We start from the raw sequence: 13,992 nt of genomic DNA on the forward strand, positions 1-13,992 counted from the left end.
CGCAGGAACAAATCGCGGTTGAAATCAATTCCTTTGCAGGCGCAACCGACGGGATGCAAAATCTTGGTTTGGAAAAGCGTATTTAGCGGAAGGAAAACTGACCGAGAGGGTCGGGCGGGCGAACCAATTGTCAAGGAGGCGGAAAATGCCTGGCGCAGCGTGCCGGCAAGACGCATATCCTTTCTCATCGATGCCGCTGCCTACTACGCTTGTCTCGAACGCACATTCGAGGACGCGGAAGAGCAAATCTGGATAACCGGGTGGGATTTTGATCCACGCATCAAGTTGCGCCCAGACGATCCGCATGCGGAATCGCTCGGCAATCTGCTGGAGCGCTTGGCCGCTCAAAAGCCGAACCTCAAGATTCGCATTCTCGTCTGGGCGATGGGGCCGATCTATTCTGGAAAGTCGCTGCGGCTGTTTCGCAAGCAGAAATGGGCCGACCATTCCCAGATCGAACTTCGCTTCGCGAGCCATCGTGCGCTCCGCGGTTCGCATCACCAGAAGCTCATCTCCATCGACGACGGCATCGCCTTCGTCGGGGGCATCGACCTGACTGCGCGGCGCTGGGATACACCAGCTCACCTGGCGGATAATGAGATCCGCCGCGATCCCGACGGTCAATCCTACGATCCCGTACATGACATCGAAGTGGTGCTGGATGGAGACGCCAGCCGCGCGATTGGAGACCTCTGCCGCTCCCGCTGGAAGGCGTCAACCGGCGCTGAAATTGAAGCGCCACGCGCAGCGAGAGGTGCGTGGCCCGCCGGCGAAATCCCGATGCTGAAGAACTGTCCGGTTGCGATTGCACGCACCGAGCCTGCGATCAGAAAGGGAAAAGGTCGGCGAGAAGCGCTGCGCCTCACACTCGACGCTCTACGCAGCGCGCGACGCCACATCTACATCGAGAACCAATATTTTGCCTCGCGGAAGATCGGCGCATTGCTGTGCCGACGACTGAAGGAGCCGGATGGTCCTGAAATCGTCATTGTCACCACCCGCAATTCGCATGGCTTCCTCGAGAAGATTTTCATGGGGGGAAATCGCGACCGCCTCATTCGACGGCTGAAGCAGGCTGACCGTTATGGCAGGCTGCGGGTCGGCTACCCGGTCGTGCCTGCGGGCGATGGTTCGGAACAGGAGGTCTTGATCCATTCCAAGGTGGTCGCGATCGACGACCGGTTTCTCCGCGTCGGTTCATCGAATTTCAATCATCGCTCCGAAAGCCTCGACACGGAATGCGACGTCGCGGTGGAAGCCACGAACGAAGAGCACAGTGCCGCAATCGTCAGTGTTCGCAACGGGCTTTTGGCGGAACATCTCGGCGTTGACACGAGCGACATCGAGAGCACGTTAAGGGACACTGGCTCTCTGGTCGCGGCTGTCGACAGATTAAACACGCGCCGTCGTGGCATACGGGCGTTCGATGGCGTCGACAACGGTGGAGCGACCAACCTTGTCTGGGGTACAGACCTTGTCGATCCGCGCAGGCCGATACGACCGTTTTACCGCATGCATAAATTGATAAGACGCTGGGGAGGTCAGGTCTTCGCCTTGCTCGCCAGGTTTCTCCCGTCGTCCCGACGAACGACGAGCTCGGCAATCGAAAGCGAAAGCAACCCGAGCGGCAGCGGCAGGAAGAAATAGATTGCCCGAAAGGCGATCAAAGCACCGATGCTCGCCGAACCGCCGAGCAGGAATGCCACCGTTGCCTCGATCACACCAATGCCTCCCGGAACATGGCTGACGAGTGCAGCCGCATTGGCGCTTACATACGCTGTCGCCGTATCGAAGAAGCTTGGATCTCCGAAAGCGAGCAACAACTGATGCAGGCACGCACTGACAAAAAGGAAATTGACTGTGCCAACGATTAGCTGGCAGACCGCGATCGGCACCGACGGCATTTCGAAGCTCCAGCGAAATACCCGAACCGACCCTTTGAGAAAGCATGCAAGAAGCAAGTAACCGCTCGAGGCGGCAATGCAGGTCGCGCCGAGGATGAGGACGCCGGTTTGGGACAATCCGATGATCCGCGCGGGACCCGCCGGCATGACCAGACAACAAAGACCAGCCAATGTGATAAGACCCAGACCCACGGTGACTCCGCAGAAGAGAATGATTTTTGCGACTTCTTCGGCATTCAGCCCCCAGCGCGAATAGAAGCGATATCGGACCGCTCCACTGCTTAAAGCCGCGCCTCCGACATTGTGGCCGATCGCAAGGCTGGTGAACGAGGCGACGGCGACTTGTGTGTAGGCAAGCTCTCGCCCGACATAACGCACGGCAAGCGCATCGAAAAACGTCAGACAAAAATAAGACAGAAAGACAAAGCCGACAGCGGTGAGCAGATGTCCCGAAGGAATTTGCATGATCGAGGTCGTGATCTCGTCAACGCTATACCTGCTGAGGGTGCGATAGATCAACCAGCCCGCAAGCATGATGGCGGCAACGACAATCAATCTTGCAAAAAGCTTCATGGTCATCCGTGCTGTTCCTACACCTCCACCGGAACGAAAAGCAGCTCCCGCGTGTTCCAAAACGCGAGACCACCGAAGTGAGATCATGCGACGGCGGATACGTTTCCTCACCTATAACGTGCACAGTTGCTTCGGCACCGACCGCAAGCTCGACCCCGCCCGTATCGCTGCAGTCATCAACGAATGCCGGCCGGATATTATCGCCCTGCAGGAAGTGGATGTCGGCCGTGCACGCAGCGGCGGAATTGACCAGGCACACATGATTTCCGCGCATCTGCAGATGCAGGCGGAATTTCATCCGGCTCTCCACCTGAAGGACGAAAAGTACGGAGATGCGGTGTTGACTGCCTTGCCCATGCGCCTGGTCAAAGCCGCCGCCCTGCCGTCCGTCGGCGAGCCACGAGGGGCGCTCTGGGTGGAAGTCGATCTGGCTGACGTCAAGCTTCAAGTCTTCGTCACGCACCTCGGACTGCGTGGTTCCGAGCGCGTGCGCCAGGCAACGACGCTTTTGGGACCAGGTTGGCTCGGCGGAATAAATCAGCGGGAGGCGCCCGTGGTCCTGGCCGGCGATCTCAACGCCACGGCGAGGTCGGCGTCCTACAGGCTCGTGGCTCGACAGCTTAGGGACGTGCAACTCCAGGTCAATGCAAGGCCGCGACCGACCTTTCCCTCGAGATTGCCGCTCTTGCGGATAGACCACGTCTTCGTCGGTGAAGAAATAGACGTGACGCATTGCAAGGTGCACAATACCGCCTTGGCGCGCGTCGCCTCCGATCATCTACCTCTCGTCGCAGAACTGGAGATCGATCTCTCCAAGACACACGACTGATGCACAAAGGTATAAAGAATGGGCTTCGGGTCATCAAAGCGGGCCAGCGGCTATAACAAGTGCAAAGTCCCGACCGTCCCGAAGGCGCGGTCATGAGGCGGCCAAGAGCGTCGGAACGCTGATCGTGCGGCAAGTCGAATACAAGACCTTTATCTTGCTGACCGCCGCGGTATCGTTGGCCTTCGCGTCGGTGCTGTGGACATTTTCGGGCGCCATCCTCTGGGCGATCGTACTCGCCGTGCTGTTCGCGCCCCTGAACCGCGGCATCCTTCGGCAAATTCCTGGCCGGCGCAACATCGCTGCGCTCATCACTTTGGTGATCATTCTGGTGATGGTGATCCTGCCCTTTCTGCTCATCGCGAACCTCATCTTCCGCGAGGCGGTCTCCGTTTATCAAGCCGTCGCAGCGGGTCAGATCGTTATCGACATCGACGTCCAAGCGCTACGCGACATGTTGCCAGACTGGCTGGACGGCCTCCTCAACCGCATAGAGCTGCCTGACGCTGCCGCGCTGCGCGCGCGGCTGCTGAATGCGCTTGTGGAGAGCGGTCAATTCGTGGCGGGTAAGGCGATCAACATTGGACAGTCAACGTTCCACCTCATCGCGAGTTTCTTCGTGATGCTCTACCTGCTCTTTTTCCTGCTGCGTGATGGGCGCGAACTGCTGCGGCTGGTCGGCGAAGCGATGCCGCTCAGTGGCGGAGTCCGCCAAGCGCTGTTCAGCCGCTTCGCGTTGACAATCAACGCCATCGTCAAAGGCAGCATCGTGGTGGCGCTCGTGCAGGGGACGCTCGGCGCACTGATCCTTTGGATGCTCGATATCAGAGCCCCCGTTCTTTGGGGCACGGTGATGGTCATTTTCGCACTTCTGCCGGTGGTGGGGACCAGTCTTGTATGGGGACCCATTGCTATCTACCTGCTGGCCGCGGGGGCGATATGGCAGGGCGTTGTTCTGCTCGTCTACGGAATGCTGGTTATTGGGCTTGTGGACAACCTGTTACGGCCGACGCTCATCGGCAAGGAGACCAGGATCCCCGACTACCTGGTGCTGATCTCGACGCTCGGAGGCATCGCCACGTTTGGTCCCAACGGCTTTGTCGTCGGTCCGGTGATCGCCGCGCTGTTCCTGGCGGCGTGGTCGGTGTTTCCCACGCTTGCGGGCGAACAAGCGGCCGAGGACAACGGCGACAGACATCAAGAGTGACAACCCGCGCTTTAGCAAGCGGGCGGCTCCGTTATGAGCGCCGCTCCCCAGCAGGCCGACAACTCGACCTCAACAGTAGGACCATCCGGCATGATTGGAAAAGGTTGCTTGTGAGATGCCGGTTCACACGCTACCTCTCTTGACAGGGCAGTTTACGGCAATGCTGGCGAGCATTGCTCACTTTCGGGGATAGTGACCGCTTCGTGCGACGTCAGGAGGCAAGATCGTGGCCGCATCCATCGCTAACGGATCTCAGCCGATCGTCGGCATACAGTGGCGGCGGCAATCAAGCCGCGCATTAGCTCGCCTCGGCGAGAAACGTCTCGGTTGTCATGAGTTGCAGTTGCACCGAAAAGCGCTCGCCCAATAGCTCCAACGAGGCGTCATGTGTGTCATCCGCGCTGCTGCAAACGGCGTCCTTTAGGAGAATTACCTGGTAGCCGAGGTCGATTGCGCCGAGGGTAGCGGCGAGAACGCAGACGTCGGTTTCACCGCCACTGATAACGAGCGTCGAGACCCGATTGCGTTGAAGCCTCAAGTGGAGAGTGCCGTCAACCCACGGTGAATAGGTGCGCTTGTCGTGTATTTCGGCTGGCGGAACAAGCGCCGCGAGCGGTTCAATCAACTCGACCATGCCGGCGGGCAGATGCTCGCCGGTCATCATCCACCATTTCGTGTAATATGCCCCCCACGTTCCAGGCATTCCAGCGGCGTTCACGGGGGGAATAAAACGGGTGAAGATTGTTTGCTGGGAATGACGCCCGGCCACCTCAACAACCTCCGGAGATACCCTTTCCATCCACGGAACGTGCCAGGGCGTGTCTTCAGCGAACATCTTCTGCATATCAACACAGAGATGTCGCCAGTTGCCAAGAGAACCCGTTTGGAACCGCTTTTCCATGTGTTGTGCGCGCTCAGGATGGATCGAATGATTGCGCGCCGATAGCTGACGAGCCGTCGTCTCTCCGGAGCCTGCGAAGCTGGTCGATAAGCTGAAAGTGGTTAGACGCGCGAGCGGCCGAGGCGTCGCAGCTCTTCGCTATCACCTTCAGCATCCCTTCAGCCTCGTCTGCGCTGACCACGCCGCGCAAAGCCAACCGTTCGATGAGAATTAGCAATGCTTCCTCAATCCCAGGCGAACGCCGGGCCACTTCTGTCTCGGATGCATTTTCCATCAGTTGCCTCCAGCTTTTTCTGGCTAACCACCGACCAAAATGATTGTTCCGGGATCAGGTGCAGGCAGGATCGCAACACGCGGCCTGTCGCAGGCGACCGTCCCCTCTCCAGCAGGAAGGCAGCTCTCACTGGCCGCAGGAACCCAAATGCGCCGTAGCGAGTTCCAGCATTGGGCAAACAAAACGACTAGGAGATAGTCATGGATTGGAATCGTGTTGAAGGTAACTGGAAGCAAGTCAAGGGGAAAATCAAGGAACAATGGGGACGGCTTAGTGATGACGATCTCGATGAGATCGCGGGCAAGCGCGAGCAACTGGAGGGCAAGATCCAGGAACGTTACGGCATCGAAAAGGACCTTGTAAGACGAGATATTGACGATTGGTATCGCCGCCAGACATGGAATTGACGATGCCCTCAATGGAGATCGTCGGAAACCCCGCCTCGGCGGGGTTTCCTTTTTATGGTTGGCGTTTGGCCGGTCGCAGCGGCGCATTCAGTTGCGACGATTGCCGCCGAATGCCGCAAATCACATCGTGCGATTCCGTCGGCGCAAGTTCGATCTGTCCACTGTGTATGCTCCGCGGCGTCGCCAAAGTACATCCACGCCTCCTTGTGGAGGCGCGGCGCAGCATAGCGGGACCGATCCAATCTGATTTCGGCAGGATTACAAGAAGCCCAGGCTCCAGCAATGGCCCCGGCCGCGGCCCATGCCGGAAGGCAGGCTGCCGTTTGTCGGACAGCGAAGGACGACGCGGTCCGAACTTACTTGGCCAAGTCACGCGCCATCTGAAGATGATGCTCGAGGGCCGGAAGCGTCTTCCCCGCCCACGCCTTTAGGTCGGGGTTATCCCCTTCCTCGGCGTAGCGTTTGAAGACATCCACAGCATCCTCATGCGCTTCAACCTGGTCATCACGGTATTGCTCGTTGAACTCGTCCCCTTGCAGGCCTTTAAGCTCATTGAGCGTCTCCTGCTGATCTTCAGACATAGCTGTGGCCGGCGCAGCTTTGATCTTTCCGCCATCGATGAGCTGCTTAAGCTCCGTCGTCGTTTTCTGGTGATCCTGCACCATCTGCTCAGCGAATGTCTTTGTCGGACCGGCGGCTCGCTCAGCGGCGATCTTGCTGGACTCGACTTCGAACATGTCACTCATGGAGACTTCCTTTACGAAGTCCTCCGTTTTGGGGGGCACTCCAACCAAGGTGTTTACGCCCGACTTCTCGGCCGCAGACTGCGCCAGGGCAGATGTCGCCACCATCATAACGGCGGCCATTAGAGCAATCTCTCGCATTGGTTTTTCTCCTTTATGCGACCATTCGAACAAAGGAGAATCGAAGTTGTTCCCTGATGCCAATCCGGCTCTGCGCGGCCGCAGCAGCAGCCGAGGCTTTGTAACGGCGTGGTAGGACGGTACGGTCTGACGCCGGTAAGCCGCTGCCGAAAATACTATGCCCGCAACGCCACCGATGGCTGATGCTCAGAGCTGCGTCGAAATGATGTTGTCAACTCGTACCTTACCGCCGATCACTCCGCGCTTCGTCCCCGCAGGTGCCGGCCCCTCCTCGACAACCGTATAGAGCTTTTCGTTTCGGAAGGCGCTTGCCATGTCGGTCGTAACACCTTCTGCGGGCTTCGCGTCGATTTCGCGGAAATCGAGTTCTGCCTCAGCGGCAACAATTCGGGCATCCCCACTCGACCTTGCAACTACGATTAATTCGCCTTGATACGTGGCGTTCTGCCAGTTCGGATCGTCGGGTTTCGCCAGGGGCGACAGGCGATATGTTTTCAGTTCTTCCTTCATGAGCTGCCTCCGCACCACGCGGTGCCAATTCAGATAACCTGCAAAGCCGCGGTTTGGCTAATCGCCAAGCGTCGGAATTGTTCCGGTTTCAGGCGATCGGTATTCACGATCCACCACGCGCGAACACAGCGCAGATGAAATGCGGTCTGCGCTGGAACCTTCGGTGGTCACATCGGTTCGCCTATTGAGGAGGCGTAGCAATGGTGATGGACTATCTTTGGCTAGTGGTAACAGCGGGCGGGGCTTTTGCTCTTGGGGCCGCTCTCGTCTACGTGGTCATGCGGCAGAGGCCGCTTCCACCGGCTGTTAAGGAAGCACAGGATCGGAAGGTCCGTAAGCTCTACGAGGAATCGCAGGAAGATCGGTCCCAATGAGCCCTCTCTCGATTGGCTGTCTCGTCGCAGCGGTTCGAGATGAACGCGTAACCTTCGCGAAGCAGCGCCAGCGTGCTGTCGAGCGATGATGTCTGCGGGATGGGCTTCACTTTCTGCCAGCCGCCTTCTGTGGCCGAACTTTTCGGCGTTGCCGATGTTCCCTGCCTGAGATTGGCTACTGTTGCAGAGTGCGCCGCCGACACTGTCGGAACAAACGAAGTGCAAGCCGGTTGTTCTGCTGCGGTAGAAAGGAGCGATCATGTCCAAACTGCCTGAGAGCAATCCTGCGCAGGTGCGCGGCGATATCCAGCACGGGCGGACAGGAGACAAGAAGCGCGGCTTCGATCCTTCGGCGGCACCGTTGGAAACGGACGACGAGGCAGCCGGCATGCCCCTGACGCCGGACGCGGCGGGAACAGCGAGAACCGGACAGCGGCCGAACGGGCGGCCTGACACTTCCACGGAGTACGGAGACGCCATGCGTCCCCTGCCCGCTGCCGAGCGAGGCCAATTGCCGAACTATCGTCTGGTCCTCCTGATAGCAGGCATTGTCGTCATAGCCGGTGTGCTTGCTCTCGCGATCGGCGCCGGGTGACGGCAAGGTCGAACGGCCGCGCGGAGAAAATGCTCCCGTTGCCGCACAACCAACTCAAGGCAAGCGGAGGAGTTTTCGAATGCCTGATCGCCACAACGACAGAAGCAATCCGCTATCGAGGCTGGCAGCCCAGGAAGAAGCCCTCTATCTGCGCCGTTCGTCGACCCGTTTTCTCGAGTGCGCCATTCACCTCTGCGTGACCCACATGACGCTCAGCGAAGTGGCCGAACTGCTTGAGCAGGAGGCCAAACAGCTTCGGCAGCACGGGTGAGTTCGCTTCGAAGAATCCGCCAGCCGGGAGTAATTCAGCATAAGTATGCAGGTTTCCCGTCCGCCTTGCGCTATGTCCCGGATCTTCGCTGTTCCAGCGTGTGAAACAATCTAAAGAGCGCCGACGCGTGGAACGGTTTCGTTCATGTACGGACGCTGCCCTCGCCGCACGAGATAGACCTCCCGTTCGGGATTGGCTTCGATGAGGAAGCCGGAACTGCGAAGCATCGCTTCCACACCAGCCCTGTTCGGAATGAACCAATTTGTAGGATCGTTCGAGAAACGGTGTTCGACAAAGAACAGCTTGGGATAGTCGGGGCGATTGAAGACCTGCCACTCCTGAAAATTGTAGTCTTCCTCCACCGGCCCCACAGCATCCGCGCCGCGCTGCATGCACTGGAAGAGCATCTCCTCGCCGACGACGTGCTCGTAGAGAAGGTCGAGAGCCAGCAGCGGATAGCGGAGATGGTAGAGAACACCCATAAAGAGAACCAGATCGAATTTCTCGCGCAATTGAGCGACGTCGTAGACCGACATCAGCCTGTATTCGATGTCGATCCCGTTCTGTGTGGCCGCGAATTTCGCTTGCCGCAAATAGTGAGGATCCGAATCGATGCCGACCACGCGGCCGGCATTGCGGCGCTTCATTTCCTGCGCGTAGAACCCCGCATTGCAACCGATGTCGAGGACACTCCTGCCTTCGAGATCATCCGGAACGATATGTTTGAAAGCCTTCCATTTGATCGCGGGATAATCTCCGAGAAAGTGGTCGGGCGATGTCTCGACGCCCCTGATCCGCATGTTGTGAAACCAGGGCCCCAACGCTGCGATCTGATCCTCGATGGTCATGCAGTCTTGCATCTGGGCCATGATCAAAGATCCTGTGAGAGGACAGGTTGTTGCGGACGGCGGCGAGTGCGACCTGGACGGCGCGCGGCGCGCTGCTTCGCGAGCGTCGTCTGGAACCAGGCAATCGTATGTGACAGCCCGTCGTGCAGCGCCACTTTCGGTTGCCAGCCAAGCAGCGTTCTGGCCCTCGCGATATCCGGTCGGCGGCGCTGCGGGTCGTCCGGAGGCAAGGGCGCATGGACGATTGTCGAGGCGCTCGCGACCTTAGACAACACCAGTTCGGCCAGCTCGCTGACCGTAAACTCCCCTGGATTTCCAAGGTTTATCGGAACACCCGGATTAGGCTGGCAATTCATCAGCTTGATCAATCCTTCGACGAGGTCGGATACATAGCAGAACGAGCGCGTCTGCTCACCGCTGCCATATACCGTGAGCGGCTCGTTTTTCAGCGCCTGGACTATGAAGTTCGAGACGATCCGGCCGTCATTGGGCTGCATATACGGACCGTAGGTATTGAAGATCCGAGCAACACGCACGTCCACGCTTCCGACCCTCAGATTGTCGAAGCACAAAGCCTCCGCCGCGCGCTTGCCTTCGTCATAGCATGCCCGCGGCCCGGTGCAGTTGACGTGCCCCCAGTAGTCCTCCTGCTGCGGGTGCTCCTCGGGATCGCCGTAGATCTCGCTCGTGGACGCCTGAAGGAAGACGGCTGCATGCCGCTCGGCGAGCCGTAGGAGGTTGCCCGTTCCCGTCACGCTGGTCATCATCGTGTGGATCGGATCAGCCTGATATGACGGCGGCGAGGCGGGGCATGCCAGGTTATAGATTTGGTCGAGCGGCTCATCGACCGCGATATCGTCGCAGATATCCTGCTCGATTACCGTGAAATAGGGATTTCCGTTGAGACTGCGCACATTGGCAGGGGAACCAGTGAGATAGTTGTCGAGGCAGATCACCCGATTGCCGGCGTCCAGAAGCGCTGAACAGAGATGGGATCCGACAAAACCGGCCCCGCCGGCGACGAGGATGACCTTTCCTCGACGTGCTCGGTTTCTTCTTGCCATGGGCCGTTCTCCTTTCGGTGTTAGACAGGAAATCTCCGTTCGGAGTGTCTCGTGGCGAGATTGGTTTTGGGTGCGACGGTTTCTATTGCTTCCACAAAGGTCGTGGCGCGAGCCGCTGCGCTGTGCGCCTGCACGACGCGCTGATGAGCACAATCGGCATACGCCTGGCGCTGTTGTTCTGTGAGGTGCGTCAGTGCCACGACGACATCGCGGCTGTCCTGTGCGATGACGACAGCCTCTCCTGGCGGATAGAAGCTGTCGATGCCTTCCCACCAATCGCTGATCAAGGGCGTCCGGCACGCGGCCGCCTCGAAGAGCCGGACGCTCGGGGACCAACCGGCCACCACCATGTCGGCACGTGTTATGTTCAGGGTGAACCGCTGGCGGCTGTAGAATTCAGCGTGCTCGGAAGGCGCCAGGTGCTCGATACGCACCACATTCTCCGGCCAGCGGGTGTCAGCGGGATAGCTTGGTCCTGCAACGACAAAGCGCATCTCCGGCAATTGCCGCGCGGGTTCGAACAACAGACGTTCGAGAGTCGGCTGCCTATCACGGCTGAACGTGCCGAGGTAGCCAAGGTCCCATTCCCTTGGCGCGCCGGTGTTGCGATAGAGGTCGAGATCGACGGCGCAGTAGAGTGCCACCGGGCGTCTCGCGGCAAACTCGCCTCGCAGCCGATCGAGCGTCCTGCCACCGGAAAAGGAAAAGTAGAGATCGAAGCGCGGAACCTGCCGACGGGCGAGATATTCCTCGTCGCCGCCGGCGAGCTTGGAGAGCGTCACGGGCGTGTCGATGTCGTAGAAACACAATCGCTTGGGGGCGAGATCGACAACGGCGTCGATGAGTTCCACCCCTTCCGGCACATAAGACCCGATGACGACGGCATCAGCCCCGGCCAGCGTGCCAGCATGCCGCGCGAGCAGTTCGTCGATGCTCCTATAGAGGACGAGGTCGCAAAAGTCCGGCGCAACCAGGTCGCGATGGCGGGCGTACCACGGTACGTCCCGTTCCAGGAAGGTCACTTTGTGCCCGGCTGCGTGGACACCGCGAAGCAATGCCCGATAGGTGGTCGCATGACCGTTGCCCCAGGACGAGGACAGCGAGAGGCCGAGGACGACGATATCGAGCGGACGGTTCATTCGGCTGCCTCCATCTGGCGTGCCCGATTCCGCAAAACACGGTCCACTTCCTCGGCGCGATGCGCATAGGTGTGCTCGGCGAGCACGCGACCAAGCGCCCGCTTGCCGATCTCTTTGGCGCCGGCGGGCGTAAGCATGCGCATCAGTTCGGCGACGTCCTGTCCGTCTCTGGCGACCAGCACTTCCTCTCCGGGTGTAAGGAAGAGTTCGATGCCTTCCCATGCGTCGGTGATCAGGCAGGCGCCCGCCCCTGCCGCCTCGAAGACGCGGGTCGCCGGCGAGAAGCCATTCTCTGCCATGCTTGCGCGCGAAATGTTCAGGACGGCAGTCGGCGTCGCGTTGAACGCGTTGTGATCGGCGGTAGGAACGTGGCCTATGTAACTGACATTCTGAGGCAAGGGCTTGTCGTCCCAGCCGGCTCCGCCTAGCAGGAACCGCCGATCTCCGACCTTGCCAGCGGGATCGAGGAAGAAGGCTTCCACCCGCGTCTCCCGATCCGGCAAGCGGTTGCCGAGGAAGGCAAGATCAGCAGCAAAACGCGGATCCGCGGGTACGGGGTGATGAGTCTCGGGATCGACGGCATTGTAGATGGGGACGCAGTCCCTGGCACCGATGGCACGATAGGACTCGACCACAGGATCGCCGCCGCCATAGGTCAGCACGAGATCCAGCGACGAAAGCGCGCGCCGGAGAGGATGATCGGGCGCGACCCTCAACTCCGCAAGTGTGGCGGGTGCATCGACGTCCCAGAAAATCTTCAGCGCAGCCGAATTTGCCGACCCCATAATCTCCGCGAGCAGCAGGTCGTCCTCGAAGCCGACACCGCTTGCCTTGACAACGACATCGGCATCGACGGCTTCCGCCGCGACACGCTTCAATGCCGCGACGGTTCCCTGATAAACCACAACCCTGCACCAGTCCGGCACCTCGATATCGCGGTATTTCTGCCTGTCGTAGACGTCCGGCTCATAAAAAGTGATTTCATACCCGCGCGCCGCAAGCGCACGAAGCAACCCGCGATAGTAAGTTGCCGCACCGTTCCAATAGGCCGAAAGGAGGCTCGATCCATAAAAAGCGACCCTCATATCGCGACCTCCCTTGATGTGATGCGATCGTCCTCGGCCTTTTTCGGCCGGTACAAAGCAACGATGTCGAGAAGTTCGTCGACGCGATGGCCGCAGGTATGGCGTGCCCGGATCGTTGCCAAGCCGGAGGCGGCCAGTTCCTGTGCGAAGGCTGGCTCTGAGAGCACCTGGCGCAGCAGGCGGGTCATTTCCTTGCCGTTGCCGGCAAAAAGGAAATCGGTGCCGGGGCGGAAGAGACCTTCGACATCGTTCCATGGCGCCGAGATCAGCGGAATGCCGCAGGCAAGCGCTTCGAAGACCCGGATGGTCGGTATGCCCGGCAAGGCTTCGACATAGGGCCGCCGGGGAATATGCACTGTCGCCCGATGCTGTGCGAAAGCCCAGGGAACGGCAGCGTTCGCGAGCCAGCCGCCATAGTCTATTCGGGCCGCACGTAACGCCTTGCGCGCGGCGTCGGGATATCTCACGCCCCGCACGGTTGCCGTAAGCTTCAGTTGTCGCGCAGGCTCGATGAGGAAGGACGAGAGCTCGGCGCTGCGCTCATCATCGCCCCAATTACCGATCCAGACGAGATCGCCTTTCTTGTCGGCGTGCGGAATTGGATGGAACAGTGACGTGTCGGCGGCTTCATGCCAGGTGAAGACGTGTCTTCCCCAGCCCGCGCTGAGATACCGTTCGCGGAGCGCCTCGCCGAAGGCCAGGACAAAGTCGTATCCGGAAAGGTCGAGCCGGGCGACAGCGTGCTTGGCGGTGACCGCGCGATGATGTGTATCGTGAAAGGCGAGCGTGAAGCTGCCGCCCGCGTGACGGATGCGGCCGAGCCCGGCGATCAGCTCGGGATCTGACCATTCATGCACGACGACCAGATCGGCCTCGCTGACAACAGACTCGTGGTCGAAATCGGCGCCATAGATCTCGACGCGCAGATCGGGAAAGTGCTTGCGGAACGCTACAATCGGCCCGACACCCTGATCCGCGATCAGGTTGAGGCGGCTCCAGGAATCGCGCGGTTCGAGCGCCAGCGCCTCGTGACCCCGTTGCAGCAGTTCCCGCATGACACCACGCAGGAAGTGGGCGTTGCCGTGGTTCCAATCGGAAACAAGTGAATGGGTGTAGAAGACAAATCGCAT

Annotated in this window: 15 protein-coding genes and 1 pseudogene; 6 read left to right on the forward strand and 10 right to left on the reverse strand. The window is 59.7% G+C overall.

The window, feature by feature from the left end; genetic code table 11:
• The first annotated feature begins 53 nt into the window (after window positions 1–53).
• Window positions 54–1,647, forward strand: a pseudogene (locus tag GHK62_RS17320) (phospholipase D-like domain-containing protein).
• Here GHK62_RS17320 and GHK62_RS17325 read toward each other — a convergent pair.
• Window positions 1,542–2,483 (reverse strand): lysylphosphatidylglycerol synthase domain-containing protein, encoded by a 942-nt coding sequence (locus tag GHK62_RS17325; RefSeq protein WP_153440387.1) that lies wholly within the window; start codon window positions 2,481–2,483, stop codon window positions 1,542–1,544. The pseudogene GHK62_RS17320 and the gene GHK62_RS17325 overlap by 106 nt on opposite strands.
• A 79-nt stretch (window positions 2,484–2,562) precedes the next feature.
• Between GHK62_RS17325 and GHK62_RS17330 the strand changes: the two genes are divergently transcribed.
• Window positions 2,563–3,306, forward strand: a complete 744-nt coding sequence (locus tag GHK62_RS17330) for an endonuclease/exonuclease/phosphatase family protein (protein ID WP_153440388.1) — start codon at window positions 2,563–2,565, stop codon at window positions 3,304–3,306.
• Window positions 3,307–3,430: 124 nt separating this feature from the next.
• Window positions 3,431–4,510 carry an AI-2E family transporter gene (locus GHK62_RS17335; protein WP_327791001.1) on the forward strand — a complete coding sequence of 360 codons (1,080 nt, stop codon included), beginning with the start codon at window positions 3,431–3,433 and terminating at the stop codon, window positions 4,508–4,510.
• Between the two features lie 298 nt (window positions 4,511–4,808).
• Here the strand turns inward: GHK62_RS17335 and GHK62_RS17340 are convergent, their stop codons facing one another.
• Both GHK62_RS17340 and GHK62_RS17345 read right to left on the reverse strand, forming a co-directional pair.
• Window positions 4,809–5,411, reverse strand: coding sequence for a cysteine hydrolase family protein (locus GHK62_RS17340; RefSeq protein WP_153440390.1), 603 nt, complete (start codon window positions 5,409–5,411; stop codon window positions 4,809–4,811).
• A gap of 13 nt (window positions 5,412–5,424) precedes the next feature.
• The gene (locus GHK62_RS17345) at window positions 5,425–5,685 is read right to left on the reverse strand and encodes a hypothetical protein (protein ID WP_153440391.1); all 261 of its coding nucleotides are present in this window, start codon (window positions 5,683–5,685) and stop codon (window positions 5,425–5,427) included.
• A 200-nt stretch (window positions 5,686–5,885) separates the two neighbouring features.
• Here GHK62_RS17345 and GHK62_RS17350 point away from each other — a divergent pair, with 200 nt between their 5' ends.
• Window positions 5,886–6,092, forward strand: coding sequence for a CsbD family protein (locus GHK62_RS17350; protein ID WP_153440392.1), 207 nt, complete (start codon window positions 5,886–5,888; stop codon window positions 6,090–6,092).
• Window positions 6,093–6,448: 356 nt separating this feature from the next.
• Here the strand turns inward: GHK62_RS17350 and GHK62_RS17355 are convergent, their stop codons facing one another.
• Together GHK62_RS17355 and GHK62_RS17360 are read right to left on the reverse strand one after the other, a co-directional pair.
• Complete coding sequence (locus GHK62_RS17355) at window positions 6,449–6,976, reverse strand: DUF4142 domain-containing protein (protein ID WP_153440393.1); 528 nt, start codon at window positions 6,974–6,976, stop codon at window positions 6,449–6,451.
• 186 nt (window positions 6,977–7,162) lie between these two features.
• Window positions 7,163–7,486, reverse strand: coding sequence for a hypothetical protein (locus GHK62_RS17360; protein ID WP_153440394.1), 324 nt, complete (start codon window positions 7,484–7,486; stop codon window positions 7,163–7,165).
• A 633-nt stretch (window positions 7,487–8,119) separates the two neighbouring features.
• On the opposite strand from GHK62_RS17360, the gene GHK62_RS17365 reads away from it, so the two are divergent.
• Entirely contained in the window at window positions 8,120–8,455 is a 336-nt protein-coding gene (locus tag GHK62_RS17365) for a hypothetical protein (RefSeq protein WP_153440395.1), read from the forward strand.
• A 79-nt stretch (window positions 8,456–8,534) separates the two neighbouring features.
• Complete coding sequence (locus tag GHK62_RS17370) at window positions 8,535–8,726, forward strand: hypothetical protein (RefSeq protein WP_153440396.1); 192 nt, start codon at window positions 8,535–8,537, stop codon at window positions 8,724–8,726.
• Between the two features lie 110 nt (window positions 8,727–8,836).
• Here the strand turns inward: GHK62_RS17370 and GHK62_RS17375 are convergent, their stop codons facing one another.
• Genes GHK62_RS17375 through GHK62_RS17395 form a run of 5 tightly spaced genes read right to left on the reverse strand, consistent with a single transcriptional unit; the run spans window position 8,837 to window position 13,992 of the window.
• Entirely contained in the window at window positions 8,837–9,595 is a 759-nt protein-coding gene (locus tag GHK62_RS17375) for a TIGR04290 family methyltransferase (RefSeq protein ID WP_153440397.1), read from the reverse strand.
• 2 nt (window positions 9,596–9,597) lie between these two features.
• A complete protein-coding gene (locus GHK62_RS17380; RefSeq protein ID WP_153440398.1) occupies window positions 9,598–10,638 on the reverse strand; it encodes a UDP-glucuronic acid decarboxylase family protein in 1,041 nt (346 codons plus the stop codon).
• Between the two features lie 20 nt (window positions 10,639–10,658).
• Window positions 10,659–11,777, reverse strand: a complete 1,119-nt coding sequence (locus tag GHK62_RS17385) for a CgeB family protein (protein WP_153440399.1) — start codon at window positions 11,775–11,777, stop codon at window positions 10,659–10,661.
• The gene (locus GHK62_RS17390) at window positions 11,774–12,862 is read right to left on the reverse strand and encodes a CgeB family protein (protein WP_153440400.1); all 1,089 of its coding nucleotides are present in this window, start codon (window positions 12,860–12,862) and stop codon (window positions 11,774–11,776) included. The genes GHK62_RS17385 and GHK62_RS17390 overlap by 4 nt, the downstream gene beginning before the upstream one ends.
• Window positions 12,859–13,992, reverse strand: a complete 1,134-nt coding sequence (locus tag GHK62_RS17395) for a CgeB family protein (RefSeq protein WP_153440401.1) — start codon at window positions 13,990–13,992, stop codon at window positions 12,859–12,861. The genes GHK62_RS17390 and GHK62_RS17395 overlap by 4 nt, the downstream gene beginning before the upstream one ends.

The organism is Sinorhizobium terangae (assembly GCF_009601505.1).
Taxonomy (GTDB): domain Bacteria; phylum Pseudomonadota; class Alphaproteobacteria; order Rhizobiales; family Rhizobiaceae; genus Sinorhizobium; species Sinorhizobium terangae.